This window comes from Chitinophaga sp. 22308 (genome assembly GCF_052045305.1).
Taxonomy (GTDB): Bacteria; Bacteroidota; Bacteroidia; order Chitinophagales; family Chitinophagaceae; genus Chitinophaga; species Chitinophaga varians_A.
Window position 1 is genome coordinate 917,027 of the sequence record NZ_JBQEOP010000001.1, and the last position, 26,161, is coordinate 943,187.

Sequence of the window (26,161 nt, forward strand, 5' to 3'; positions counted from 1 at the left end):
CACATTCACTGCATGCGCCTGGCAAAGGCTGCATGCTATCGATGATCAAAAAAGCTTTCTCAGGCTGGCGAACGGTTATGGAACAGGAGAGGGGATTGCCTAAGGCAATCCCCTCAATAAATATACAAAAAAACATCAGATAAGTATCTTATTATTTCCGCATGCCGTTGTTTTTAAACAGGGAGTAAGCGGTTTGATAATGGGCGACGCTGTGGGACAGCAGTGATTGGTCCATGGGTATCGGCTGTTCGTCATTTTTAGCGGGATTCCAGGAGAAACACTGGGCTTTCTGCTGGGGACTGAGAATCACCATTTTACCTGTTTCCAGGTAAGCCAGTTTCTGGTAGGTGCTCACCATGGCGCGCGGCTGATAGCTGCTATCGAGCACATTTTTGCCATAGAAATTGGAATTGTAGGACCAGTGCAACATTTTCAGCAGGGTGGGATAGATATCGATCTGGGAGCACATGACCGGTATTTCCTGTGGAGTGGTGTCAGGCACGTTGAAGAAAATACAGGGGATGTGGTATTTGCTGATCTCTATTTCGTTTTTGCCGGCGCTGCTGGCGCAATGGTCGGCCACCAGGATAATGACGGTGTTTTTATACCAGGGTTTGTTCCGGATAGCTTTCAGGAACTGGCCGATGGCATAGTCGGTGTACTTTACAGCGCCTTCGCGGCTGGTGCCGGAAGGGATATCAATTTTACCACCGGGATAGGTAAAGGGGCGGTGGTTGGAGGTGGTCATGATAAAATCATAGAAAGGTTTGCCGGCGGCATACTTTTCATCTGCGCTTTTGATAGCTGCCTTGTAAATGTCTTCATCACAAACGCCCCAGGCATTTTCAAACTGCACGGCGCTGTCGGGGATATTGGTCCGTTTGGAGGCCAGCTTGTCATCCACCAGGCGGTGGCGAAGGCGGTCGGTGATATCGTAGCCGTTATTACCGAAAAATTTGTTCATGTTATCGAAGTATCCGTCGCCGCCGTAAAAGAACGTGGCGTCATAGCCGCTTTTACGGAAGATGGAAGCGGCAGAAAAGAGATTTTCGTTGTTGCGGCGTCGTACGATGCTCTGGCCGGGCGTAGGCGGTACTGCGAGCGTGAGGGCTTCCATGCCTCTTACGGTGCGGGTACCGGTGGCGTACATATTGGTAAACAGTATCCCGTGTTTTGCGATGCTGTCCAGTACCGGTGTGATATGTTGCTGGTTACCGAAGCGGGTCATGAAATCGGCGCTGAAGCTTTCGATGGTGATCATGATGATGTTCGGTTTTACCGCGGCAACAGTATCGGTAATGCTGCGATAGATACTGTGGCCGTTTTCCAGGTACTGTGCATCGGGCGATTGCAGCTGCTGGCGGATGGTGGCGAAGGCTTTGTCATCATCTTCCAGCAGGTAATATTTATCGTAGGCCAGTTCATTATTGAGATAGGCGGATATGAATGAATAGATGCCCGCTTTGGACAGCTCCTGCTGATAACGGTTTTTGCTCTTTTCCGCCCAGCCGTTGCTGATCAGAAAAGCATGTGCCAGCACGCCTCCCAGCAAGAGGGCAAAGATGCCTGCCCGCTTCGCGAATGGCGTACGTGACTGGAAACTGTTGCGGAACATGCCGCGGCGGCTGCACCACCAGGTGAGCAGCGCGGTGGCCAGCAATACGCCGCCAATGAGCAATGGCAGCGGATATGACTGGTTGATGTTGCTGATCACTTCATACGTGTAAATGAGATAATCTACAGCGATAAAATCGAACCGGCCGGCATATTCTCCCCAGAAAGTGAACTCGGCGAAGAACGAGAAGATCACGATCATAAGCGCCAGGAAAAAACCGGTATAGGTGAAAACGCGGTTGAAGACGGTGTTGTTGAGCCTTTGTGGCAACAGCAACAGGTACAGGGCATAAGCGATGGTGAAGAAGAGGGCTACGCCTACATCGTACACGAAGCCTTTTGCATAGACAGAGAGGATGCCATTAAAGGAAAGGCCGGCTTGCGGGAAGGCCCAGATTAACAACGCGGTGCGTACTAAGAACGACAGGACCAGGAATAGGCCGGCAAAGCCGAAAAGAACGGCGTACCGATTTTTTGCAGATTTCATTGCTGTATAAAATGTGGCCGCAAAGGTACGCCGTTCCCTGAAAGAAAAAGCAGAAATTGTTACAGGTCGAATTTAACCGACAGGTTGATGGTACGGCCGTCTATAGGGCCCCACAGCTGTGCGAACTGAGGATTGCTGACCGGTCCGGTGAACAGCGGCATGTGTTTTCCCTGACGGGCGTCGAACACGTTTTCGCAGTTCAGCACCAGCGTTACGTGCTCGCCCAGTTTACGGGACACCATGGCTGCCCAGAACCAGTAGTTGGGCGCTTTCTCGTTGTTCTCCAGGTATTGGTTGCCTATCCAGCTGTTTTCGATGCCGAAGCGCCATTTTTCTTCTATCTCGTAGGCGAGTGTGGCGGCGAACTTGTCCTGTGGAGCGAAAGCCACCCGGGTGGAGGCGGCGTCGGTGTATTTGGAAACAGTGTGGTTATAACCCAGGTACAGTTCCAGGTGGTCAAGCTCCAGCCGCACGTACGTATCGGTACCGAGGCTGTTCACGGCATACGGCTGATTGGCCAGCAGCACCTTGCCGGGATCGGTGGCGCTGCTTACCGGCAGAATCGGGTCTTTGATATGGGTGTAGTAGAGCGCCTGGTTAAGGGTGACGTCTACATCGCCGAGCATAGTGTGGTAGTTGCCGTCGAAGTTAATGCCTCCGCTTTTTTCTGATTTGAGCCCGGCAGCCAGTGGCAGCAGGTTGCGGTAGCCGATGGTCTGTGTCTGTGCGGAGAAAATGGCGGGTGATTTATAGCCGGTGCCACCACTAAGGCGCAGGCTGAGGCCTTCCAGCGGTTTGTACACGAAAGCGAGGCGGGGCAGCACATACCAGCCAAATACGTTGTGGTAGTCGGCACGGATGCCTGCTTCTGCCATTACTTTATCAGAGAAATGGTAACCATCCTGAACGAAGGCGCCCATGGTGTTGTAGGTGTAGTTGCCCAGCAGGGTGCTGTCACCGTTGGCACGGCGGTATATTTCGCCGGTATTGTTGAGGCCAACGACCCAGTCATGCCGGCCGCTTTTTTTATTGTAGGCGGCTTCCAGGTAGGTATTGGTTTGCCGGCCGTTCAACGGGAAGTTGCCTGCGATGTTTTCGAGATGGAAGAAACTGCCGACGCCTTTGATGGTGAGGGTACCGCCGCCCAGGTTTTTGCGGGTGTACTGCACGTCGGCGCTATGGCGTTCGCTGTTGTTGCTTTCCGTGTAGGTGTGCAGGTTATCGGCATGATGATCGAGCACCTGCATATCGCCGCCTTCCCTTTTTTCGATGGTGCCGGTATAACCTGCTATGAGCGTGGTGTTGGCGTCAGGATACCAGAAAAAGCGGGGATGAATAAGGTATTGCCGTACGCGGGGCACGTCACTGAAACCGTCGTCGTTGACGTCCACCGGGTTTTGGGTGGTAACGCCGGCAAAGAGGGTGAGGCCTGTTTTACCGTAACGTTGCGAATACCATACGTTGCCATTGGTTTCTTTCAGCGTGCTGCGATTGGCGAGGATGGTCAGTTCAGGTTTGGCACCGGGTGTTTTGGCCACGAAGTTGATCATGCCGGCGATGGCGCCGCCGCCATACAGGGTAGACACAGAGCCTTTGATGATCTCTATCTGCTTCAGGTCGAGCGGCGGAATGGCCAGCACGCCGAAGTTGCCGCTGAGGCCTTCGTACACGGGCATACCGTCGCGCAGCAGTTGGGTGTATTTGCCGTCCAGTCCTTGCATACGGATGGCGTTGTTGCCGCTGACAGCCGAAGTGTTCTGTATATGTATGACGGAGAGGTCCCCGAGGATACTGGTCACATTACCGGGTTTGATGCCACTTTCTTCCGTCATTTCTTCGCGGCCCAGTATTTCCACTTTCATCGGTAAGTCCGCAATGCGACTGTTATTACGGGTAGATGAAATAATGACTTCGTTCAGATCGGATATTTTACTGATCTCTGGTACCTGTGTAGTGTCCCTGTGCAGGGTGTCTTTAACGGGAGCGGTTACACGCTGCTGCGCAGACGCGGACAGCATAACGATACAAAGGGCCCCAGTTACAATAAGCGGTCGCATGGATGTACAACTTTCGTGATAGATTCTTATTTACAGTACAAAGAAAGAAATACAATCTGGTGCAAATCTGTACTAGCAGGAAGCGGTAAAAATATGGAGGCCGTTAAGGTATTGGTAAGAGAGCCGGATATGATAGGAATCTCCTATTTTTTTTACAATGGCAAGTCCCAGTCCGTTGGAATTGGAGTAACCCAGGTTGTTTTTTCTGAACCGCTGAAATACATTGCCGGGCGGTATTTCCGGCAGGTTGCTGGTATTGGAGATGGTAAAGGTTTTGGCGGTGAGCCTGATATGGATACGGCCTTCGGGGTAGTTGTATTTGATGGCATTGCCCAGCAGGTTGCTGATGAGAATGTCTGCCAGTGCGGGGTGCAGTGGCCATGGTGCGGTGGGCGCCAGGTCTGTTTCCACGGTAAGTTCCTTCTCCCGGACGAGTTCTTCGAACAGGGAAAGATATTGAACGAGCACCTGATGCAGGTCTGGTTGTTCGGTCACCGGGTACTGCTGGTTTTCTATTTTGGCCAGCAGCAGGAGGTTGTGATTGAGGCGGGAGAGGCGTTGCAGCTCTTCGCTGGTTTGACCGATATTTTTCAGTTGGTTTTCAGACAGGTTTTCGTCCTGGAGCAGCAGTTCCAGTTTGCTCTGCGCGATGGCGAGCGGTGTCTGCATTTCATGCGCGGCATCTTCCGTCAGTTCTTTCATGTTGATATAGTCCTGATGGATGCGGTCAGTCATCTGGTTGAGCGCTTCGTTGAGCTGATTAAATTCATGCGTCGGGGTGGAGGGAAAGCGCCGTGTTTCCATTTTATTGAGCTGCAGCTGCCTGATTTTATCGAGTGAGCGATAAAAGGGGCGCCATACATTGCGACTGATGAACCAGTTGGAGAGGATAACGAACATGAGCAGTCCTCCGAAGGCGAGCAGCATGACGTAGATAATGTTTTTCGCCAGGTCGTCTTTCTCAATCAGGGACTTGCGCAGTATCATCTGATAATGTTTTCCGTGGATGCTGATCACTTGTGACAGTTCCCGGAAGGGTGCCTGGGCGTCTTCGGTTTCCTGGTAGAGGGTGACGCCTTTGAGTTTAAATTTTTTCTGTACCGGTTGGTCTGTGGGAATGACTTGGAATTCCTGGGTTTGGAAGCTGAAAATGGGATTGTCAACGCTGGCCGTGTCGAGGTAACGCAGCCATTGCAACTGATCGTTGGCCAACTCCTCGTCTGTTTCGTGTTTGATTTCCTTGTTGAATTTATGAAACAGGTAGAAGGCGCCGCCGGCAAATACCGGCAACATGATCATGATAAAATATAAGGTGGTTTTAGTGAGCAGTTTCATGCGGCGCGTTCAGTTTAGCCGAAACGGTACCCGGTACCGTATACGGTTTTGATATAGTCTTCTCCGCCGGCTTCCATCATTTTTTTGCGGAGGTTTTTGATATGGGTGTAGATAAAGTCGTACGAGCCTGCCTGGTCGTAGGCGTCGCCCCAGAGATGTCCTGCCAGGGCTGATTTGGTGACCACGCGATGTTGATTGGCGATGAAATACATCAGCAGTTGGTATTCCTTGCCGGTTAATGTGATCGACTTGTCATGTACCAGTACTGTTTTTGAAGCGGGGATGACGGTGATTTCGAAGAAACTGATGCTGGTGTTGCCATCAAAGTTTTTTCGGCGCAGCAGCGCGTTGATGCGGGCATTGAGTTCTGAGAGGTGAAATGGTTTGGTGAGGTAGTCATCGGCGCCCAGCTCCAGGCCGCTGAGTTTATCTTCGAGGGAGTCTTTCGCTGAGATGATGATGATACCGGCTTTGGATTTCAGTGATTTCAGTTCCCTGACCACATCGAGGCCGTTGCCGAAAGGCAGGCCGATGTCTGCCACGATGCAGTCGTATTCGTAATCGGTCACTTTATCGATGGCCTCCCTGAAGTCTGCTGCCACTTCGCAGATGAAGCCCTGGTGTTCCAGGTATTCGCGGATACTGTTGCGTAAGGAAGGTTCGTCTTCTATGATCAGCACTTTCATTCTGTAAAATAACTGTTAAATAACTGCTGCATGCAGGTGCGACAAAAGTAGGGATTAATTCTAAAGCAAACCTGTACCCAGGGCTGAAGCCCTGAGTTATGTTGTGCATTATTTTTGTATGTAATTAAATCATAAAGTATAATATATTTATATTTGATGGTGTTTTTTACCGATTGGAAGATAAGTTGAGCGGGGCTGGAGTAACGGAAATATGTTAGGATGGATATATGGCATCGCCTGTATATACGATTACAAGGCCAACGGGGGGAAATCATCAGTCAGGCGGATCATTGCTAACCATGTTTATCAAAGTTAAATCCGGATGGTATTATTTATCGTTTATACCTACAGATATCTCAAATGATACACGGAAAATTGTGCAGCCGCCCTGAGCTGAAGGGTGAAACCCTGGGAACATGCAGGAGACAAAGGTGCTGATAGCAAACAAGTACGAACGAATAAGTAATGAAATCACAACGATAGCGTAGCAATTTATGTCCCGACGATAGTTATCGGGAGTTTAGGATGATTGTATGACGAGAAGAAAGATGCCCTTACTATGACAACCCTTACTGCGAACAATCCGTATTATGTTTACGGGGCTTAGGCCGTATATGCGGCAAGCCGGTATTGTCGGCCTTTATATTATACCTGATGATAACCGGTATCCGTACGGGTACCACTGATGTTTTGATATTCAAAAACACTTGACATTGAGCAACAAAGAAACCAAAGAGCTGTTTGACCTGATGGACCAGGTACCCAATGCCCGGCGGGTAGCCCGGGAATACCGGCGTTTGATGAGAGAGGGCAAGATCGACCCTAAAAAAGATGTAACGGATGCCGGCGCAGGATGGTTAGCGGTGGAGGATGAACTCATGCAGGAGGACGAAGCCCAATCGTATAGTTACACGATACCCGGCATATGTGTCAGTATTATCCTGGCGGGGCTGTGTTGGAGCGGTTGGTGGCAAAGGCGGCATGAGAAAGAGGTGATCCGTCAGTTGGCCGTCAATGAAAGGGCGGCGGCTGTTTTTCGTGATCCGCTTACCATGCAATTGCAGGGCGCAAAACGTAAAAATGGCATTTATACTTTTCAGGATGCATCGCTGAATGACATCAGGAAGATAATTGGTAAACGTTTTGCGATCAGTGTGACTTTTGACGACCCTGAGATGTTGCACCGCCGCTTTACCGGCTGTATGGACCCCTGCCAGTCGCTCGATGCCTTTATGAATGTGGTGAAATACAGCAGTGCGGTGGATTACTATTACCAAGGCACTACGCTGCATATCCGTTCATTACAATAGCCGTATAACAATATCAGGGGAGGCCTGCGGGCGCTCCTGTGACAGATCGTATAAATTTCTTCAGCCCCTTTTCCCTCTGCCATAATTCTCTGGAAGCGAGCCAACATACAAATGCTTCCTGTCTGCTGCCGGGCGGTATTTGCGCCTGATATTCCGCGAATTCATCTGTAGGAAACTGATGGCTGGTCTTCAGCAGTTCTGCTGCCATATGAGGCCAGGCCTGTCGTGCTTCCAGGAAACGTTCTTTAGCCTGTATTGCCAGGCCCAGTTTATAGAGGGCCAGGAAAGAAAAAAATGTATTCTCTAAGGTATGGTTGTCGGCAGGTTGTTGCTGATACCAGGCGAGGTATTCCTCATACTGGCCGAGGTGCATGTAACATACCGGCAGGAGCGCATTGGCTAGCGTGTCATCCTGCGGATTGATCTTCAGCAGGAAATTGATTTTGTCCAGCGCTCTTTCATAATGTTTTTCCTTGATGTACTCCGGAATGACCGCGTGGAGGGCACGGAGAAAAGGCCGGTTTTCCAGCACGCACCAATAGACATGGTCGGTGCCGGGCCGGAACGCCGCCGGCAGCGCTTCCATGCAGATCAGGTGCGCCCTGTGCATAAGGGCATTCCCTTCTATGTGCCGGCCGGTCCTGTTCAGGATAACGGCCAGTGATAGCAGCGCGTCAATATGGCTGTTGCCACAGGCCAGGATAATTTTACGGAATATTCTTTCTGCGGCCAATGGCCTCGTATGCATCATGTCCATAGCGTGCAGCAGCTCGCTGTGATAGGTGACCAGTACAGCTGACTGATGAAACATCCATGTGCCGCCCTCATTGGTAAAATACGGTTGCCCTGGCATATCATCGGGTTTTTAGCGATTAACCATGGTGCAAGAATACAGCTTATCAGGTTGGCATTTGTTAACCACTTCTAAACACGGGCAATTATTTTCAGATTTTTTTGTTGAACAGTCAGGTTATTTCCCGGCAATCCGCGTATACCCTTTCAAAGCATCCGAATTTGAAAAACAGCCTGGCTCACATCGTAGCCCAGGGCTTCAGCCCTGGGTTTGAGAGGGAGCTTTGCCGGTATATTTCCGGATATCATTGGTCAGATGGGAATGGTCATAATAGCCATAGTCAAAGGCTATTTGCAGCAGGCTGCTGCCGGGGTTGGTACGGATATGCCGGTGTACGGCCTGATAACGCACGATATTGGCGAATGCCTTAGGGCTGACACCGGTATGTTTAAGGAACTGCCGCTCCAGCTGCCGGGGCGTGAGAAAATGGGCACGGGCGAGGTCTCCGATTCTGATAGAGCCCCGGTGCCGGTAAATGGTATCCACAATGGGCAACATCTCACGGGACGCCTGGGTGTTATGTTCGAGAAAGTATTTATCCAATACGGGAATAAAGTTGTTGCCGGCCCGCAGGAGCAGGGGGACCAGCTCCTGTCCGAACTCGGTGCATTCATCCGCCATGTCCTGTAAAGGCAGCCGGAAGAAGGAGTTAAAAGCGGCAGGCTTAAAGCGGATACCGATCATGCGGGATGCTCCCGGCTGACAGGAATCACTGTACCGCGTCATGGTGCCGATCAGGTATGCTTTTTCAGCGTGCAGCCATTGTTGCTGCGGAGTGCCGGCATCACTGATGGCGGCATCGCCCAGGTTACAGATGATATCCACACAACCGTCGGGCAATATACGGCCAACGGCCGCAGACCCTTTGGCCGAGATAACGGTCCAGTAGGCATCTATATATGGTTCCAGTAACGGATGTGGTTTATATTGCCGGTACATTACGTAAAGGTAAAAAGAAACGTTCATTATCGGACAGGCGGTGTACGGTAATGAAACAGTCCGGCGACGGCCTGTCGGCGCAACGGCCCATCTGGCACGGACGCTGGCCGGTGGCAGGTTTCTTGTAATCTGACCGTTGCCAATTTTTTTCATATGCTGAAGAACTATATCAAGATTGCCTGGCGGAATATCAGCCGTAACAAGGTGTTTTCTGCCATTAACATTATGGGACTGGCCATTGGTATTGCGGCTTCCCTGTTGATCCTGCAATACGTGGCCTATGAATTAAGTTACGAGAACAACCAGGGAAAAGGCGACCGTATCTACCGGGTGCGGCAGGAACGTTATGAGAAAGGACAGTTGAGCACGAACTGGGCTGCCGGTGCTTTTGCGGTAGGTAATCATTTCAAGGACGCTTTTCCGGAAGTGGAAGACTATGTCAAGTTGGTCAAACAAGGCGAGGCAATACTGGTCAATAACGAAAAAAGCGTCAAGGTATCATCCGTGTATTATGCCAGCGGCGCTTATTTTAATGTGTTTTCCACGCCGCTCATTAGCGGAGATGCCAAAACAGCACTCGCAGAACCTAATACAGTGGTGCTTTCAGAAAGCATCGCCCATAAATTGTTTGGACAGGAAGACCCGGTTGGTAAAATCCTCCGCAAAAATCACCGGGATATTTTTAAAGTAACAGGCGTATTCAGAGACATGCCTTCCAATACCCACCTGAAGGCGGAAGCGTTGTACTCATATGCCACCTTCCAGGAGATGGTGAAGCCCGATGATCCGGAAATAGGGTGGCAGTGGGATGGTTGTTTGACTTACCTGCTGCTTCGCCCCGGTGCCGACCCGCAGAAGCTGGAAGCCAAGTTTCCGGCGATGGTGGCCAAATACTACGGGGACGTGCCTAAAGAGTTCACGACAAAATATTATCTCCAGCCGATAAAGGACATCCATCTTTATTCCCACCTGATGATGGAAACAGAAACGAACGGCCAGGGCAACACGGTATACCTGTTGATGGGCATAGCCCTGTTTATCATCGCTATTGCCTGGATCAACTACATCAACCTCGCAACGGCCCGTGCTATCAACCGGGCGGTGGAAGTGGGCGTGCGCAAAGCGATAGGTTCCCTCCGGTCGCAGCTGGTGGCGCAGTTCATGATTGAATCGGTGATGCTGAACGGCATGGCCGTCATCACGGCATTGTTCCTGGTGGTTTTTTCGATCCCGCTTTTTAACAGCATAACAGGCCAGCAGTTATCTTTTTCCCTGTTGTATGACCGGCTTTTCTGGACCGTGCTGGGCGCGCTGTTTGTGGTGGGTTCATTCCTGTCCGGTTTGTATCCGGCGTTTGTGCTTTCCCGTTTTAAACCGGTGGTGGTATTAAAAGGCAAAGCCATCTCTTCCCGCCAGGGCAGTACGTTACGCCGTTCATTGGTGGTGGTGCAGTTTGCCGCTTCTTTGTTTTTACTGGTAGGAATGCTCACCGTCTTTAAGCAAATACGGTTTATGCGTTCGCAGCAGCTGGGCATTGACATTGCGCAGACGCTGGTCATAAAGCCGCCCATTGTTTATACCGATTCTACTTTGATGAGGCAGCAACAGGCATTCAAGGAACAGTTGATGCATGAAACGGCTGTTCATAGCGTGACGGTGTCGTCCATTGTGCCGGGCGAGGCTTCTATCATCAATGCCGGTGGCATACGTCTGATAGAGCAGCCCGAAAACCAGGGCAGACAGTTCCGCGCTATTTTCGTAGACTATGATTACGTGCCTGCTTACCATTTGAAGCTGATTGCCGGCCGGAATTTCGACCGCGATTTTGGTATGGATGGGGCAAAAGGCGCCGTGGTGTTCAACAGGACGGGTGTCCGCAGGCTGGGCTTTGATCGTCCGGAGGCGGCTGTTGGCAAACTTGTTTTCTTCTGGGGCGACACGCTGAGGGTCGCCGGCGTAGTGGAAGATTTTCATCAGCAGTCCCTGCATGATGCTTATGAGCCATTGATCCTCCGGCTGCGTGCCGATGTGAGAGGGTATACTTCCGTTGCCATATCACCGGACAATATCGCCGCTACCATATCGACGGTACAGCGCAACTGGAATACTTTTTTCCCATCCAATCCCTTTGAATATTTTTTCCTGGACGAACATTTCGACGAACAATACAAAGCTGACCAGCGTTTTGGAAAAGTGTTCGGCGTCTTTACCGCGCTGGCCATCCTGGTGGCATGCCTTGGTTTGTTTGGGCTCGCCTCCTTTACTATTGTGCAGCGGACCAAAGAGATCAGTATCCGTAAAATACTCGGTGCTTCCGTATCAGAGATTGTGCGGTTGCTGTACCGTGAATTTGCCGTGCTGATCGTGATCGCTTTCGCGGTGGCCACGCCGGTGGCATGGTTCAGCGTTACGCAATGGCTGAAGGGATATGCCTTCCGGACAACACTGCACTGGTGGTTGTTTGCCATTCCCTTTGTGTTGGTGCTGCTGATCGCTTTCCTGACGGTGAGCTTCCAGAGTATCCGTGCCGCGCTGGTGAACCCGGCACACAGTTTACGGTCTGAATAGTTGGGTGTAAACAGATAATGTCCGACATTTACTATCCTATAAAGTGAATGTTTATCTGTTAATAAATCCAATCAATACATATGGAAATCACGGTAAGAAAAGCCGTAAAGGAAGATCTTCCTTTGCTGCTTACTTTCGAACAGGGCATTATCACAGCAGAACGGCCTTATGATCCCACCCTGAAGGATGGTGCTATCAGCTACTACGACATCGCCAAAATGATAGAAGCCAACAACGTAGAGGTGGTGGTGGCCTTAGCCGGCACACAGATCGTTGCTTCGGGCTATTGCCGTATAGAGCCTGCCTCCAGGCCTTATCTCAAACATGATAAACAGGCATATGTGGGCTTCCTGTATGTAGTGCCGGAGCATCGCGGCAAAGGTATCAATGGTAAAATACTAGCCTTTCTGAAAGAATGGGCTTATTTACAGGATGTGCTGGAAATACGCCTGGACGTTTACAGTGACAACGAAGCTGCTGTAAAAGCCTATGAAAAAGCGGGATTCAAAAAACACCTGGTCCAAATGCGGATGGACCTGAGAGATGATCCAACCAATCTCGCACAATGATCCATGTACACATCGCACCGGCCAGCCTGGGCATTCGTTGCACCGGCTGGCCGGTGCTGTTTTTGTCCGCTATCCGCAACTGAACAAAATCTGTATCAAAAGCGGACATTTTTAACAATGTGTGATATGTATGTTGTTGTATATTAATGTGTTTTTTGTTGGCATCCGATTGGAAAATCCATTTTCATGATTACCAACTATTTCCGGACAGCCGTCCGCAGTTTATGGAAGAACAAAGTATACAGCTTCCTGAATATTTTCGGATTGATGACAGGCATTGCCTGCGCCGGCATTATCTTCCTGTGGGTGGAAGATGAGGTGCGATACGATAGTATGCATGAAAAGAAAGACCGGTTGTACGCTGTTTTACAGCACTGGCAGTATGATGGCTACAAGCGTACTTTCTGGTCCACCCCTGCTTTGATGGGACCAGCCATAAAAGCGGAGCTTCCGGGAGTGGCCGATATCTGCCGTACCACGGAGGGAACAGTTTCTGCCATGTTCAACAATGGCAGCACCGCTTATTATGCGGCCGGCATGTATGCAGACAGTACGTTGTTCAGTATGTTCACCTTTCCTTTTGTGGAAGGGGATGTACGTACGGCTTTCGCACAGCCTTATTCTCTCGTTATAACGGAAAGGGCTGCACGGAAATTTTTCGGGCGAACGACCAACGTGACCGGCAAAATGCTGAAGATGGACAACCAGCAGGAATACATGGTGACAGGCGTAGTGAAAGACCTGCCGCCCAATTCCTCGTTGACGTTTGAATGGCTGGCGCCTTTTCAGACTTATTTTAATCAGAACAAATGGTTGACATCATGGGATGCCAACGCCATCCATACTTTCGTGGAGATGGTGCCGGGATCTGACGCGGCGGCGCTCAACCGGCAGCTGGCAGGGTATGTGAAAGCGAAATTCCCCAAAGCCATCACCACCCCGTTTTTATTTACGATGAATGACTGGCGGTTGCGCGGCGACTTCGTGGATGGTAAACAATCCGGCGGACGTATCGGGTACGTGCGCCTGTTCACCGTTATCGGCTGGATCATCATTTTGATAGCCTGCATTAATTTTATGAACCTGGCCACTGCGCGTAGTGAGAAGCGTTCCAAAGAAGTAGGGGTGCGCAAGGTGCTGGGTGCGGGAAAAGGCCGGCTCATCGTGCAATTCATCGGTGAGGCCATGATGATGTCTTTGGTGGCCACGCTGCTGGCGGTGGTGATCATTGGCCTGTTATTACCAGCGTTTAATGCCATGGTAGGCAAACAGATTGCTTTAGACCTGCAACATCCTTCACACTGGGCCGCATTGTTGGCAATAGCCGTGGTGACCGGGCTGATGGCAGGCAGTTATCCCTCCCTGTATTTATCTTCCTTTAATCCGGTTGCAGTACTGAAGGGCATCAAAATGCCCGGCGGCAGCGCCGCCGTGATCCGCAAGGGGCTGGTCACCCTGCAGTTTACCGTGTCCATCGTACTGATCATTTCCACCATCATCATTTATCAGCAGATAGAACATGTGAAGCACAGAAAGCTGGGCTATAATAAGGACAAGCTGCTGGAAATGAGTGTTACCGGCAGGATGGGAAAGGACTTTGCTGCCATCCGCCAGGACCTGCTGAACACGGGCTTTATAGAGAACGTGGCCTTATCTGATCATATTACCATTGAAGGTGGAAACAATACCAATGCCTTCCGGTGGCCTGGATCGCCGGAAAGCGGTTTCCTGATCTCCAACAGGTGTATTACACCGGAATTTTTCGCTACCTCCGGCATGGAGCTGAAAGAAGGGCGGGACTTCCTGCCCGGGGCCACTGTGGACAGCTTCAGCGTGGTGATCACTGAATCGCTGTCACGGTTGATGGGCGCTGAAGGCAGTATTGGAAGGGATCTGCTGGTACCGGACAATGCGGAAAAAAGTTACCGTCCTTATCGTATTGTAGGGATCGTGAAAGATTATGTGTACGGTGACATTTATGGGAAGCCCGACCCGGTGGCGTTTTTCAAGCGGGACAATGATCCGCGGCAGATGTATATCCGTATGGCAGCCCATGCCGATCCGGAACAGACGGTGAAGAGCATTGAGCGGGTAATGGCGAAAGATAATCCTGGTTATCCGTTTGCTTTCCGTTTTGTAGATGAACAGTTTAATGCCATGTTCAGCAGCGAACAGTTGATAGGCCGGTTGTCGCGGATATTTGCTTCACTGGCGATTGTTATTTCCTGCCTGGGACTTTTCGGCCTTGCAGCCTATACTGCAGAACGCAGGACCAAAGAGATCGGTATCCGCAAGGTGCTGGGTGCCAGCGTGACAGGCATTGCGCGGTTGTTATCGATGGAGTTCCTGAAGCTGGTGCTGCTGTCAGCGGTGATTGCATTTCCGCTGTCATGGGCCATCATGTCGCATTGGCTCAACCAGTTCACCTATCATACGCCCATTCACTGGTGGGTATTTATACTGGCAGGCGGTATAGCGGTGCTGATAGCATTGGCAACCATCAGTTACCAGGCCGTGAAGACGGCCATGCAGAACCCCGTCAGGAGTTTACAGGCTGAGTAGACGCCATAATATGGCGGCGGTGCTCCGCGCCCCAGTCCATCAGCTGAAAGACAATTTTTTCAAGGGTTTTTCCATATGGCGTGATCTCGTATCGCACCGTAACAGGTTTGGTGGAACAAACGGTGCGGGACACCAGCAGGTTCAGTTCCAGTACCTGCAGTTCCCGTGTCAGCATTTTAGCGCTGATGCCTTCTATTTCCTGTTGCAGGTCAGAAAAACGCTTTCGTCCGCGGCAGCACAACACCGCGATAATTAATACTTTCCATTTGCCCTGGAGGAGCTCCATCGCATCACTCAGGGCCCTTGTTCTTCCTTTGTAGTCACATTCAGGATACTTGTTGATATATGTTTTCATGGCAGTAGCTATTGGGAGATCTGTACAAAAATAAGCTATCTGCCGGTAGATAAGATTCATGCCGATAATATGAAGTATTCATAATATGTATTAAATTTGCGCCACTATTTAAAAACGATAGTCCCATGACCCGTACCTATCTGTTCCTGTTAGCTGCTGCACTTATCCTGGCATCCTGCTCCAAAGGCCCCATGGCTGGCCCGGACCCCGATCCTGCTGTAAACAACCCGTCCAACAAATTGACCGGCACCTGGAAATTTGCCGGCATGGAATTAAAGGGGCAGTCAGTCACTTCGGCCAGTGACATGGAAGGCAATACTTTAAAAGGGATTACTGATTTCGATTATATCAGCATTGAGAACAAAGGTACCGTCACTTTCGATGAACGGATGATGACCTCTAAGGACATCAGTTACATGGTAGATACAAAAGTGAAGGGGGCAAGTTACGTGAATGGTGAGCTTATGGAATCGGAAGAGCTGCCGTGGCGTGTTACCATACCGGCTTCAGGCAGTTTGGCTTCATACGAACTCAAAGCGAATGATTCCCTGTACAGCCAGGCTTCCACCGTATCCTTTCCGGGCATTGATGCTCCTCTTACCGGACAACCGATGGCTTGCAAACTGAGCTGGAAAGGGGATACGCTGGTGTTAAAATCACGCGTGAATTATACTAAAAACAGTTCAGCAAATGGAACAGCTACGATCGTGAGTTCCAGCATGGACCAGGTGACCAAGCTGGTGAGAAAATAATTACCGCCTCTAATGATTTTCTAATACTTTTCTAAAGCCCCTCTAACAGCCTGCCCGCGCAGGCTGTAGTATTTTTGTCCTGTCAACAAATATTTATCACTATGGACGCAGGACCCGGACATACCGGTAATGTAAGCCAGGGTGCCCTGTTTTCTTCCTGATAAGAGACCGCCCCGGCTGACCATTAAACTATTCTACAGTCATGATCAGAACAGCAGCAGGCAGCATCAGGCGGCACATACCCTTTACCCAGCAGGTAACTGCAGACGGATTTAATGTACTGGCAGCGAAGAAGCTCCGCCATGTGGCGCGAAGCGACAGGGCCGGTGCCATGAACGTGTTGGACAGCCAGGAAGGCGGTCTTACAGAAAACCAGGTGCAAACCAAGCGCAGGGTGTTCGGGCTCAATGAAATCACCCACAAAAAAGCGCCCGCCTGGTACAAACAATTCCTACAGGCTTTCATCAATCCCTTCATCGGCGTACTGGCCGTGATTGCTATTATATCCTTTATCATGGACGTGTGGCTGGCTGCTCCCGGTGAGCAGGACTACAAAACCGTCTGCGTAGTGGGCGTGATGGTGGTGCTGAGCTCCGTACTCCGTTTCTGGCAGGAGTTCCGCAGCAACCGCGCCGCGGAGAAACTCAAAGGCATGGTGAAAACTACTGCCATGGTGCTGCGCCATCCAGAAGGCGCTCGGGAGATACCCATCCAGGAGATCGTTCCCGGGGATATTTTCCTGCTTTCTGCCGGCGACATGATACCGGCAGACTGCCGGGTGCTGCAATCAAAAGACCTGTTCGTGAGCCAGGCGATGCTTACTGGCGAAGCGCTGCCGGTAGAGAAACAGGAATTCAGCATTGCAGATGCCGAACGCCGCGTACCCTTTGAACTGGAGAACATATGTTACCTGGGCACCAATGTGGTGAGCGGCGCCGCTACAGCCATCGCCATCAACACCGGTGATCAGACTTACTTTGGCTCCTTTAGCAAAACCCTGACCACCAAAAGGGCGGAAACCAGTTTCGATAAAGGTGTGAACAGTGTCAGTTGGCTACTGATCCGTTTTATGTTGGTAATGGTGCCGTTGATTTTTGTGATCAACGGACTGGTAAAACACGACTGGATCTCCGCTTTGCTTTTTGCTATAGCCGTTGCCGTTGGGCTTACGCCGGAAATGCTGCCCATGATCGTTACCGCCAACCTGGCCAAAGGAGCGCTGAGCATGAGCAAACGCAAAGTGATCGTAAAAAGGCTGAACGCCATTCAGAATATCGGCGCCATGGACATCCTGTGCACTGATAAAACCGGCACACTCACCATCGACAAAATAGTACTGGAAAGGCATTTGAACGTATTGGGGCAGGATGACGAAGAAGTGCTCAAATGGGCTTATCTCAACAGCTACTATCAGACAGGACTGAGGAACCTGCTGGACCAGGCCGTGTTGGAGCATGTGGAGGTACATGAGCATATCCAGGCGGGCAACCGTTTTACCAAGATAGACGAAATACCGTTCGATTTCCAGCGCCGCCGCATGTCCGTGATATTGCAGCAGCGCAACGGCAAGCACCTGCTCATCTGCAAGGGCGCCGTGGAAGAGATGCTGGCCCTTTGTTCACATGCTTTTAACCCCGGAGAAGACAAAGAACTGCACCCCGAAAATGATAACGTCATGGTGCTGGACGAAGGTATGCGCAACCATATCCTCCGTATTTCCCGCAAGCTCAATGAAGAAGGGCTGCGCGTGTTGCTGGTCGCCATTAAGGAGTTCGACAACCGCGCCCTGACGTATGGCGTGGCGGATGAAAACAACATGACGCTGACCGGCTTCATTGGTTTCCTGGACCCCGCCAAACCTTCCGCCCAACCCTCTATAGAAGCATTGCACCAGCTGGGCATTACATTGAAAGTGCTGACCGGCGACAACGAGATCGTTACCAAAAAAATATGCCGGGACGTAGGAATACCGGTCAACAATATCCTGCTGGGGCCGGACCTGGACAATATCAGCGATGCTGAGCTCACAAAAGAAATCGATAACATCAGCATCTTCGCCAAGCTAAGTCCCCTACAGAAAACCCGTGTGGTGAAAGTATTACAGCAGAAAGGGCATACGGTCGGTTTTATGGGAGACGGCATCAATGACGCTGCAGCTTTGAGAGAAGCTGATGTAGGCATCTCTGTGGACACTGCGACCGACATCGCTAAAGAAAGCGCGGACATTATCCTGCTGGAAAAAGACCTGACCGTATTGCGGAAAGGCGTGATCTACGGCCGCAGGACATTTGGGAATATCATCAAGTACATCAAGATGACCGCCAGCAGCAACTTTGGGAACATGTTCAGTATGCTGGGGGCCAGTGCGTTTCTGCCGTTTCTGCCGATGTTGCCTATTCAGTTGCTGGTGCAGAACCTGTTGTATGATATTTCGCAGATAGCCATTCCCTGGGACCGGATGGACAAGGAATATCTCGAAGCACCTAAAAAGTGGGATGCTTCCGGTATTGCACGGTTTATGTTTTTCATCGGGCCTATCAGTTCCATTTTTGATTACCTGACATTTGCCTTGTTGTTTTTCTTTTTTAAAGCCAATACGCCGGAGCACCAGGCATTTTTCCAGAGCGGCTGGTTCATAGAAGGATTGTTGTCACAGACGCTGATTGTGCATATGATCCGTACGCGCAAGGTGCCGTTCGTTCAAAGCTGGGCTACCGCGCCGGTGCTGGCTTTGACAACGCTGGTAATGGCCATTGGTATTTTACTGCCATTCAGTCCGCTGGCCGCGGCATTAAAAATGCAGTCCATGCCGGTCCAATATTTCCCTTTCCTGTTCGCTATCCTGACCAGCTATTGTGTGTTAACGCAGCTGATCAAAAACTGGTTCATCCGGCGTTTTCAGAGCTGGCTGTAATCATTTCACGCCATGTTCCGGGTTCCATGATCCCTGTTCCTTGCGGACGAAGATGATCTGCCCGGTATGATAGGCATTGTGGGTGGAGATATTGGCGATGGTGCCGGCGGCGGCGGCGAGTGTTTTATCGTCTGCTTTTTCGACGAATTGTTCCAGTCCGGTGAGTATTTCGTCCAGTTTTTTTACGGCTGTTTCCCAGCTTGCTTTGTCTACATTGGCAAATGTTTCGTTGTTGTCGCCTTTGAAGTCCTTCACTTCTTTTCCGAGGAACTTGTTGAGCTGCCGTTCGTTCCAGAACACGAGGTGTTGCACCAGTTGGCCTACAGAGTGGTTGCCGCTGCCATCTTTCCAGTTGGCCTGTTCAGCCGTAAGGCCTTCCACGGCAGTGTTGGCTGGCACGAACCAGTCCGCCTTATTGTGTGTACTGCGGAGTTGTGTCAGTAAAACGGATTTCAGGGTAGGCGTGGCCGTTTGTCCGAGTACGTGTACGGACGCCAGCATAAGCCATACGGGGAGTAGCTTTCTCATAACGCTGTTGAAATTGTTTGGGGATGAATAATGCGCATGAAGATAGTGTTTCCTGTTGTTCGTCCCAAGGGAAATATATGAGTGGAAAGGCGGGCAACAATTCCGTTTACGGGGCGTTACACTTACAGGAGGTTTTTTATTATGATGGAATTATTGAAATGGTCTGATCGCCGCTTTCAGTTTGGGCATACGGTGGATTACATTCCTTTTTTCGTTGAGCGGTTGCGTGCTACTGCGCCGCGGCTGGATGAGATGACAGTATTGGTACCGGAAGATATCATGGAGGTCCGGGAACATGACAAGTGGTCCGTGAAGGAGCATATTGGTCATCTTTCAGACATTGAGCTGCTGCATGACAAGCGGCTGGAAGACCTGCGGGCGGGGCGGGAGCTGACGCCGGCAGACCCTGACAACAAAGCCACTGTGGCGGCCCATCACAATCAATATCCGATCAGTGAGCTGGTGTATCATTTCCGGCAGGTGCGGGATAATTTTCTTAAGCAGGTGGAGCATTTTTCGCCGGCAGATCTGGAGAGGAAGGCGATGCATCCGCGGTTGGGACAGGTATTATCGCTGGCTGACATGTTGTATTTTATTGCCGAGCATGACAATCATCATTTGACGGCGATAGCTGCGTTTCTGCGTAAGCATTACGCCTGATACGATAATGGGAAAAAATCCCGGGTTATTTTCCCGGGATTTTTTTATTGTAAGCGAGGAGCCGTAGTCCGTTGAACACCACTACCAGCGTAGAGCCTTCGTGGGCCATTACCGCCGGGCCAATGGAGGCGATGCCGGTGATGGTGAGCGGGATGAGGATGGCTACCATGCCGAGGCTCATCCAGAGGTTTTGTTTGATGATTTTGCTGGCTGTTCTGCTCAGGCCGATGGCGAAGGGCAGGAGCGTGAGTTTGTCGCCCATGAGCGCGATGTCTGCCGTTTCAAGGGCTACGTCCGATCCGGCTGCGCCCATAGCGATGCCCACCGTGCTGTTGGCCATGGCAGGGGCGTCGTTGACGCCGTCGCCTATCATGGCGACTTTATGTTCATCGTAGGCAAGTTTTTGGATGGCTTCCACTTTTTGTTCCGGTAGCAGGTTGCCCCAGGCATCGGTGAGACCGATTTGCCGGGCCACTGCATCTGCCACCTGCTGGTTGTCGCCGGTGAGCATGATCATGCGCCGTATTCCTGAGCTTTTAAGCGTTTTAAGCACTTCTGCCGCTTCCGGGCGGGGTGTGTCCATCACCGAAATGATACCGGCGTAAACAGTCCCTTTTCGCACCACCATAGTGGTGTGGCCGCCACGTTCCAGTTCCTGTACCTGTGCGGTCAGTTCTGCCGCCGGACGATGTTCATCGAGTAATTCGAAGAGGGCGAGATTGCCGATGTATACCGGTGCGCCCTGCCAGGCGGCTTTGATGCCTTTGCCGAGGACGGCTTCCAGCTGCTGCGCTTCGGGGAAGGCCGTATTGCCAAGTTTGGCTTTACCGTCACGAACGATGGCTTTGGCCAGCGGATGGTCGCTGAGGGCTTCCACGGCCACGGCAGCCTGCAGCAGATCAGTTTCACTGTTGCCGTTCATGGGAATGACGTTGGTCAGCCGTGGTTTTCCTTCTGTGAGGGTGCCGGTTTTATCGAAAGCTACCGCGGTGAGGTTGCCCAGGTCTTCCAGCGGACGGCCGCCTTTGATGAGCACTCCCATACGGGCGGCTCTGGCTACGCCGCTGAGTACCGCGCTGGGCGTGGAGATAGCCAGGGCACAGGGACTGGCCGCCACCAGTACGGACATAGCGCGGTAGAAGCTGGCGCTGAAAGGTTCGTCGAGCACCAGAAAGGCGAAACATAACAGCAGCACCAGTATCAGCACTGCCGGCACGAAGATGCGCTGGAAGCGGTCGGTGAACTGTTGCGTCGGTGACTTCTGTGACTGTGCTTCATTAACCATTTTCACCAGCCGGGAAATAGTGGAGTCGCTGGCGGGCTGGCTCACCATGATTTCGAGGGAGCCGTTGCCGTTGATGGAGCCGGAGAATACTTTATAGCGGGCATTTAAATCTTTTACCTGTTGCAGTGCGTTGGCAGGATCATCGACCGGCATTTTGTCCACTGGTACGCTTTCGCCGGTGATAGGCGCCTGGTCTACACTGCTGGTGCCTGCCACCACGATACCGTCTGCCGATATTTTGGTGTTGGGCCTTACCACGATAACATCGCCGGCTTTGAGCTCTGATGTTTCCACTTCTCTGGTGCCGCCGTTGGTTTTGAGCAGTGCCGTTTTAGGCGCCAGGTCGGCCAGTGCCGTGATGGATTTGCGGGCTTTCTCCATGGCATAATGTTCGAGCGAGTGACCGAGGCTGAAGAGGAACAACAGCAGGGCGCCTTCTTCCCATTTCCCTAAAATAGCTGCGCCGGCAGCTGCCACCAGCATCAGGAAGTCTATTTCAAAACCGCCTTTGGAGATGGTTTCGATCGCTTCTTTAGCAGTATAAAAACCACCGAAAATATAGGATGCAATCAGGATGGGCAGCAGTCCGGCTTCCGGCATTGTTCCTGCCGCGACGAGCGTACGCCCCAGTATCCAGGCGATGGCCAGTGTGGCGCCGCATAGCAGGCTGAAATACAGTTCGGTGTTTTTGCCGAATATCATCATCGTATGGGCGTGACCGTGATCATGGTCGCCATGGTCATGTTTTTCTCCGGGCTTGTGTTGATGGCCGCCATCGCAGGCATGGGCCGGTTTGGGTGCAGGAGGCGTTGCGGTCATATTTTCTTTCATGATAACGCTTTTTATGGGCACAAAAATGCTGCAGCACGTCATGAGCGCACAGGCATTGTCAATGATGCTTGTTATTGGAAATTATCAGGGTATGCGGTATGACAGTAGCTCTTATCCACATGACACAAAATTAACTATTCCTGCAATGCCCGCCCATTCTATTTTTACACCGTCGTTGCAAAAAGCGGCCGTTAATATCCGTAGCTTTGGACTATGAAAGCGTTAACGATCACCGGCTATTCCACGGCCCTGTTTTCCACCTGGTATTTTGTAGAAGAGCTGGGCATCCTGCTGGACGCGGGAGACGGCGTAAGTGCCACTTTGTTGCAGAAAAGCAGAAAAATCAGTCATGTGTTTATTTCACATGCCGACAGGGACCATCTGACCGGATTATTACAGCTCAATCAATTGAATGCGCGGGATGGTTTTCCGGTTATCTGTTACCCGAGAGACGGAGGTTCGTACCCTGCACTGGAAGCATTTTGCAAGAGATTTGACCCACATGTGTCAGGAACGGTATGGATGCCGGTGGCGCCGGGTGATGAAATCCGTATCAAAGACGATGTACTGGTGGTGCCGTTGCGTAATGAGCATGTGCGCGCCGCTCCGGGCGTGGTGCGCAGCCTGGGTTATAAGATCATGCAGACGAGGCGCAAGTTGCGCCCCGAACTGGCGGCGCTAACGCAGGAGGATATACGAAGAATAGGCCGGGAACAGGGAAAAGAGAAAACGACCATCGAGGTACGCCGTAACATCCTCAGTTATTCCGGCGATACGCCGGTAGCCAGTCCGGATACCTGGCAGGATGCGGAGATACTGATCCATGAGGCCACTTTCCTGGGGGGCGACGAAGTGATTGAACATCCTTCCTATAAGAACCTGCACAGCCGCCTTGAAGAGGTGATAGAGATGGTGAGCGCCACCAATGTGCAACAGCTGGTGCTGGGGCATTTTTCATCGCGGTATGCAGCGGAGCAGATAGATCAAAGTATCCGGCAGCTGTGTGAGCGGTATGCGTTGAATATTCCCGTTTTCCGGGTATTGCCGGGGCAAACGGTCAGGGATATACTGAGCGGCCAGCCGGTCAACCGGTAGGTTTCCGCTGTTATTGTCTTGATAAAAGACATCTGCCGTCGCCGCAGATGCACCTGTGTACCGATAATTCGTTTTAGCCCGTTCTCTCCAACCGCTCATCCATTTTTATTTAAAAAAATAATTTAAAAACTACCCTAGTTTATTAAATTATTTTTATATTGTGCTTACGCACGATGAAATATGAAGGAGCTGCTTTACCGCATACAATTTCACGACGACCAACTGGCTTTTAAGGCTTTTTACCAGCAGCAGATGTTCCCGCTTTATCAGTTTGCCCTGGCATTCCTGAAGCAACATCAGCAGGCGGAGGAAGCTGTGAACGACGTATTTGTAAAGCTGTGGCAGCGGCGTCATACCCTGCAGGAGATAGTCAACATCAAGGTATATCTTTATGTGGCGGTGAAACATACGGCACTCAACCAGTTGAGGGCTGCCACCACCTTCGAGGAGGCGGACCTGGACAATGTACAGGTGCCGCAAGTCCGCTTTTGCGCCGGCGCCGAGCAACTGTTGCTGACCCACGAACTGCAGGACGCTATTGCAGCGGCCATCCGGCAGCTGCCTCCCAAATGCAGGATGATCTTTAAATTGATAAAAGAAGACGGGCTGTCTTATAAAGAAGTGGCCGGTATCCTGAACATTTCGACCAAAACAGTAGACGCACAGCTGATGATCGCGATGAAAAAACTGTCGGCTTCGCTTCAACCCTTTCTGCAACACATAACGGTCTGACTGCGGTATTTTCTCACATACGTTTTGTAAATTGTTGCTTATTCGATTTTGCTGCCACACTAAAAACCTGCATTGTCTGACAGGACAAGGGAAAGCTGAAAACCTTCAGAAAAGAGTAAGCGCCATGTTTTTCGCGTTAAACCGTTTGTTATGAAAAAGAAAACCAAAAAGAAACTCGACGTTTCCAAACTCAGAATTGCAAAACTGAATGAACCCGGCCAGCAAAAAGCCGAGAAAGCAACTATTCCCCCTAATACATTCTGGTGTACTACCACCGGTCTCGTATAAACCGAAAAAACAATAACGAACAACTATGGGCCGGCCTTTTGGGCCGGTCTTTTTTATGTTGGAGGTTTTTCGTAGATATACGCTTCTATATTTTCGTGGTTTTATGTTTCTCTGTTTCTGCGTACCCTATTTCCCTGTTGCAACGTTCCAATGTTCCGGCTTGGGGTGGATTTTCGCTGCTTCTCCCGAATTCCCAGGGCTCACGCCCTGGGCTAAGATGTATTCAAGTCCCTTTGGGACTTTCGAGGTCAAATTCATCTTTATAGGCGATGTTACAAGACTACAATAACTATGATTTTCAATATTCTAAAACTCCGTATAGGCGTTAATGGTTTTACCCTTTACATGAACCGACATAAGTTTTATAGAGTAAAAACAGAGTATGATGTTACCCATTAAGCCGGTTTGCACCAAAAAGAGAATGCGCAAAGACGCTACCAATATTGAGCTCTGAGAATTCGAATTGGGATTTGAATCGAGAATTCGAATCAGATTAAAATCTCCGCCTGATTGAACTCTCGCTCTCCCCACTAATCTCATTTTAAATTTTTTTTAATCCTTTTAGGGAATCTGCTTTTTATCTGTGTCCTTTTCGCAGGTACACTATCTAACCATTCAATGAAAGCAGAAAGAATACTGGAGCTGATGGCGCGGAAAGCCGGCAGGGCCGCAGGCAGGGAGGAGCTGGAAGAACTGGAACAATTGCTGGCGGAAAACCCGGATTATCGTTTCATGGAAAGCGTGCTGGACACGATGTCCGCGCCGGTCCAGGATACGGCTGTGGTGACGGAAGGCTGGGAGAAGATGGAAGCGTTCCTGCAAACACCGTCACCGGTGGCGTCTTCCAGGCGTCCTTACTGGTGGGCTGCGGCGGCGGTGCTGCTGGCGGCTGTAAGTGCAGGCATGTGGTGGCTGGCCCGCAAAAAACAACCCGCGGCACTGGCACTGCAACAGATCAGCGCACCGATGGGCAGCACCATTAAGGCATTGCTGCCGGACGGCACACAGGTATGGATCAATGCCGGCAGCCAGATAAGCTACGATGCCCGTTTTGCTGGTAAAAGCAGGGACGTGGCAGTTGCCGGTGAAGTGTTTTTTGATGTGGCCAGAGATGATAACAAGCCTTTCATTGTTCATTCCGATAATCTCGCTATCCAGGTACTGGGCACTTCTTTTAATATAAAGGCCTATGGCGACGATCAGAAGGCGGAGGTGGCGGTCATCACCGGAAAAGTACAGGTGATGATGCGCAACAGCCCCGAGAAAAAAGTAGTGCTGCTGCCCCGCGAAAAACTGGTGCTGTCACTCGATCAACATACGGTATGGCAGGAGCGGGACAGTATACAACATGTCAACTTTAGGGTACAGGAACTGGCCAGCAGCAAAGATCCCGGCCTGGTGATGGAAACAGCCTGGTGCAATCAGAAGCTGGCCTTTATGAATGAAACCTTCGCGGAGGTGGCCCGCAAAATGGAACGGCAGTTCAATGTCAATATAGTTTTTGAAGACGAAACGCTGCAGAAAGAAATACTGAGCGGCGTATTTGAAAAAGAAGATATCAACAAGGCGCTGCGGTTGTTGCAGATGACCACGGGATTCCACTATAGGATAGTACAGCAACAGGTTTACCTGTCCAGATAACACATCATAGCAACATTTTATCAACTCAAAAATCACCTGTAATGAACACACGGTCAAACGCACGCATTACCTGAAAACATGTATGAGGGATGAGATAAGC

The 26,161-nt window shown here is 50.8% G+C and carries 20 protein-coding genes; 11 read left to right on the plus strand and 9 right to left on the minus strand.

Annotation, left to right across the window (positions count from 1 at the left end; all coding sequences use genetic code 11):
- Nucleotides 1–151: 151 nt before the first annotated feature.
- The 4 genes from ACTJJS_RS03710 to ACTJJS_RS03725 all read right to left on the minus strand — a co-directional run bounded on the left by ACTJJS_RS03710 (nucleotide 152) and on the right by ACTJJS_RS03725 (nucleotide 6,179).
- The gene (locus tag ACTJJS_RS03710; protein ID WP_440662468.1) at nucleotides 152–2,101 is read right to left on the minus strand and encodes an LTA synthase family protein; all 1,950 of its coding nucleotides are present in this window, start codon (nucleotides 2,099–2,101) and stop codon (nucleotides 152–154) included.
- A 59-nt stretch (nucleotides 2,102–2,160) separates the two neighbouring features.
- Nucleotides 2,161–4,158: a TonB-dependent receptor plug domain-containing protein gene (locus ACTJJS_RS03715; protein WP_440662469.1), complete on the minus strand. Its 1,998-nt coding sequence runs from the start codon at nucleotides 4,156–4,158 to the stop codon at nucleotides 2,161–2,163.
- Between the two features lie 72 nt (nucleotides 4,159–4,230).
- Entirely contained in the window at nucleotides 4,231–5,493 is a 1,263-nt protein-coding gene (locus ACTJJS_RS03720; RefSeq protein ID WP_440662470.1) for an ATP-binding protein, read from the minus strand.
- 14 nt (nucleotides 5,494–5,507) lie between these two features.
- A complete protein-coding gene (locus ACTJJS_RS03725; RefSeq protein ID WP_440662471.1) occupies nucleotides 5,508–6,179 on the minus strand; it encodes a response regulator transcription factor in 672 nt (223 codons plus the stop codon).
- Nucleotides 6,180–6,892: 713 nt separating this feature from the next.
- Between ACTJJS_RS03725 and ACTJJS_RS03730 the strand changes: the two genes are divergently transcribed.
- Nucleotides 6,893–7,489, plus strand: a complete 597-nt coding sequence (locus tag ACTJJS_RS03730; protein ID WP_440662472.1) for a DUF4974 domain-containing protein — start codon at nucleotides 6,893–6,895, stop codon at nucleotides 7,487–7,489.
- 13 nt (nucleotides 7,490–7,502) lie between these two features.
- On the opposite strand, the gene ACTJJS_RS03735 is transcribed toward ACTJJS_RS03730, so the two are convergent.
- On the minus strand, nucleotides 7,503–8,342 hold the full coding sequence (locus ACTJJS_RS03735) for a hypothetical protein (RefSeq protein ID WP_440662473.1): 840 nt from the start codon (nucleotides 8,340–8,342) through the stop codon (nucleotides 7,503–7,505).
- 198 nt (nucleotides 8,343–8,540) lie between these two features.
- Nucleotides 8,541–9,434, minus strand: a complete 894-nt coding sequence (locus tag ACTJJS_RS03740) for an AraC family transcriptional regulator (protein ID WP_440662474.1) — start codon at nucleotides 9,432–9,434, stop codon at nucleotides 8,541–8,543.
- Here ACTJJS_RS03740 and ACTJJS_RS03745 point away from each other — a divergent pair, their 5' ends adjacent.
- The 3 genes from ACTJJS_RS03745 to ACTJJS_RS03755 all read left to right on the plus strand — a co-directional run bounded on the left by ACTJJS_RS03745 (nucleotide 9,435) and on the right by ACTJJS_RS03755 (nucleotide 14,980).
- A complete protein-coding gene (locus tag ACTJJS_RS03745) occupies nucleotides 9,435–11,849 on the plus strand; it encodes an ABC transporter permease (protein ID WP_440662475.1) in 2,415 nt (804 codons plus the stop codon).
- 80 nt (nucleotides 11,850–11,929) lie between these two features.
- Nucleotides 11,930–12,418 carry a GNAT family N-acetyltransferase gene (locus ACTJJS_RS03750; protein WP_168869192.1) on the plus strand — a complete coding sequence of 163 codons (489 nt, stop codon included), beginning with the start codon at nucleotides 11,930–11,932 and terminating at the stop codon, nucleotides 12,416–12,418.
- A 186-nt stretch (nucleotides 12,419–12,604) separates the two neighbouring features.
- Complete coding sequence (locus ACTJJS_RS03755) at nucleotides 12,605–14,980, plus strand: ABC transporter permease (protein WP_440662476.1); 2,376 nt, start codon at nucleotides 12,605–12,607, stop codon at nucleotides 14,978–14,980.
- Here ACTJJS_RS03755 and ACTJJS_RS03760 read toward each other — a convergent pair.
- Nucleotides 14,958–15,335, minus strand: a complete 378-nt coding sequence (locus ACTJJS_RS03760; RefSeq protein WP_440662477.1) for a winged helix-turn-helix transcriptional regulator — start codon at nucleotides 15,333–15,335, stop codon at nucleotides 14,958–14,960. The two genes, ACTJJS_RS03755 and ACTJJS_RS03760, sit on opposite strands and share 23 nt — an antisense overlap.
- 125 nt (nucleotides 15,336–15,460) lie before the next feature.
- Between ACTJJS_RS03760 and ACTJJS_RS03765 the strand changes: the two genes are divergently transcribed.
- A complete protein-coding gene (locus ACTJJS_RS03765) occupies nucleotides 15,461–16,087 on the plus strand; it encodes a hypothetical protein (RefSeq protein WP_440662478.1) in 627 nt (208 codons plus the stop codon).
- Between the two features lie 202 nt (nucleotides 16,088–16,289).
- Nucleotides 16,290–19,001 (plus strand): magnesium-translocating P-type ATPase, encoded by a 2,712-nt coding sequence (gene mgtA / locus ACTJJS_RS03770; protein ID WP_440662479.1) that lies wholly within the window; start codon nucleotides 16,290–16,292, stop codon nucleotides 18,999–19,001.
- Here the strand turns inward: mgtA and ACTJJS_RS03775 are convergent, their stop codons facing one another.
- Nucleotides 19,002–19,529, minus strand: coding sequence for a DinB family protein (locus ACTJJS_RS03775; protein ID WP_440662480.1), 528 nt, complete (start codon nucleotides 19,527–19,529; stop codon nucleotides 19,002–19,004).
- Between the two features lie 141 nt (nucleotides 19,530–19,670).
- Between ACTJJS_RS03775 and ACTJJS_RS03780 the strand changes: the two genes are divergently transcribed.
- Complete coding sequence (locus ACTJJS_RS03780) at nucleotides 19,671–20,189, plus strand: DinB family protein (protein WP_440662481.1); 519 nt, start codon at nucleotides 19,671–19,673, stop codon at nucleotides 20,187–20,189.
- Nucleotides 20,190–20,214: 25 nt separating this feature from the next.
- On the opposite strand, the gene ACTJJS_RS03785 is transcribed toward ACTJJS_RS03780, so the two are convergent.
- Nucleotides 20,215–22,305, minus strand: a complete 2,091-nt coding sequence (locus ACTJJS_RS03785) for a heavy metal translocating P-type ATPase (RefSeq protein WP_440662482.1) — start codon at nucleotides 22,303–22,305, stop codon at nucleotides 20,215–20,217.
- A gap of 213 nt (nucleotides 22,306–22,518) precedes the next feature.
- On the opposite strand from ACTJJS_RS03785, the gene ACTJJS_RS03790 reads away from it, so the two are divergent.
- From ACTJJS_RS03790 to ACTJJS_RS03805, 4 genes are all read left to right on the plus strand, one after another.
- The gene (locus ACTJJS_RS03790) at nucleotides 22,519–23,400 is read left to right on the plus strand and encodes an MBL fold metallo-hydrolase (protein ID WP_440662483.1); all 882 of its coding nucleotides are present in this window, start codon (nucleotides 22,519–22,521) and stop codon (nucleotides 23,398–23,400) included.
- Between the two features lie 180 nt (nucleotides 23,401–23,580).
- Nucleotides 23,581–24,132: an RNA polymerase sigma-70 factor gene (locus ACTJJS_RS03795; RefSeq protein ID WP_440662484.1), complete on the plus strand. Its 552-nt coding sequence runs from the start codon at nucleotides 23,581–23,583 to the stop codon at nucleotides 24,130–24,132.
- A gap of 150 nt (nucleotides 24,133–24,282) precedes the next feature.
- Nucleotides 24,283–24,420 (plus strand): hypothetical protein, encoded by a 138-nt coding sequence (locus ACTJJS_RS03800; protein ID WP_168869183.1) that lies wholly within the window; start codon nucleotides 24,283–24,285, stop codon nucleotides 24,418–24,420.
- A 618-nt stretch (nucleotides 24,421–25,038) separates the two neighbouring features.
- Complete coding sequence (locus ACTJJS_RS03805; RefSeq protein ID WP_440662485.1) at nucleotides 25,039–26,061, plus strand: FecR family protein; 1,023 nt, start codon at nucleotides 25,039–25,041, stop codon at nucleotides 26,059–26,061.
- The last annotated feature ends 100 nt before the right edge of the window (nucleotides 26,062–26,161 follow it).

Excerpts from the sequence above, each read along its gene's own strand:
- ACTJJS_RS03710 (WP_440662468.1), bottom strand. The coding sequence starts at position 2,101 with ATGAAATCTGCAAAAAATCGGTACGCCGTTCTTTTCGGCTTTGCCGGC.
- ACTJJS_RS03715 (WP_440662469.1), bottom strand. The coding sequence starts at position 4,158 with ATGCGACCGCTTATTGTAACTGGGGCCCTTTGTATCGTTATGCTGTCC.
- ACTJJS_RS03720 (WP_440662470.1), bottom strand. The coding sequence starts at position 5,493 with ATGAAACTGCTCACTAAAACCACCTTATATTTTATCATGATCATGTTG.
- ACTJJS_RS03725 (WP_440662471.1), bottom strand. The coding sequence starts at position 6,179 with ATGAAAGTGCTGATCATAGAAGACGAACCTTCCTTACGCAACAGTATC.
- ACTJJS_RS03735 (WP_440662473.1), bottom strand. The coding sequence starts at position 8,342 with ATGCCAGGGCAACCGTATTTTACCAATGAGGGCGGCACATGGATGTTT.
- ACTJJS_RS03740 (WP_440662474.1), bottom strand. The coding sequence starts at position 9,434 with ATGAAAAAAATTGGCAACGGTCAGATTACAAGAAACCTGCCACCGGCC.
- ACTJJS_RS03745 (WP_440662475.1), top strand. The coding sequence starts at position 9,435 with ATGCTGAAGAACTATATCAAGATTGCCTGGCGGAATATCAGCCGTAAC.
- ACTJJS_RS03750 (WP_168869192.1), top strand. The coding sequence starts at position 11,930 with ATGGAAATCACGGTAAGAAAAGCCGTAAAGGAAGATCTTCCTTTGCTG.
- ACTJJS_RS03755 (WP_440662476.1), top strand. The coding sequence starts at position 12,605 with ATGATTACCAACTATTTCCGGACAGCCGTCCGCAGTTTATGGAAGAAC.
- ACTJJS_RS03760 (WP_440662477.1), bottom strand. The coding sequence starts at position 15,335 with ATGAAAACATATATCAACAAGTATCCTGAATGTGACTACAAAGGAAGA.
- ACTJJS_RS03765 (WP_440662478.1), top strand. The coding sequence starts at position 15,461 with ATGACCCGTACCTATCTGTTCCTGTTAGCTGCTGCACTTATCCTGGCA.
- mgtA (WP_440662479.1), top strand. The coding sequence starts at position 16,290 with ATGATCAGAACAGCAGCAGGCAGCATCAGGCGGCACATACCCTTTACC.
- ACTJJS_RS03775 (WP_440662480.1), bottom strand. The coding sequence starts at position 19,529 with ATGAGAAAGCTACTCCCCGTATGGCTTATGCTGGCGTCCGTACACGTA.
- ACTJJS_RS03780 (WP_440662481.1), top strand. The coding sequence starts at position 19,671 with ATGATGGAATTATTGAAATGGTCTGATCGCCGCTTTCAGTTTGGGCAT.
- ACTJJS_RS03785 (WP_440662482.1), bottom strand. The coding sequence starts at position 22,305 with ATGAAAGAAAATATGACCGCAACGCCTCCTGCACCCAAACCGGCCCAT.
- ACTJJS_RS03790 (WP_440662483.1), top strand. The coding sequence starts at position 22,519 with ATGAAAGCGTTAACGATCACCGGCTATTCCACGGCCCTGTTTTCCACC.
- ACTJJS_RS03795 (WP_440662484.1), top strand. The coding sequence starts at position 23,581 with ATGAAGGAGCTGCTTTACCGCATACAATTTCACGACGACCAACTGGCT.
- ACTJJS_RS03800 (WP_168869183.1), top strand. The coding sequence starts at position 24,283 with ATGAAAAAGAAAACCAAAAAGAAACTCGACGTTTCCAAACTCAGAATT.
- ACTJJS_RS03805 (WP_440662485.1), top strand. The coding sequence starts at position 25,039 with ATGAAAGCAGAAAGAATACTGGAGCTGATGGCGCGGAAAGCCGGCAGG.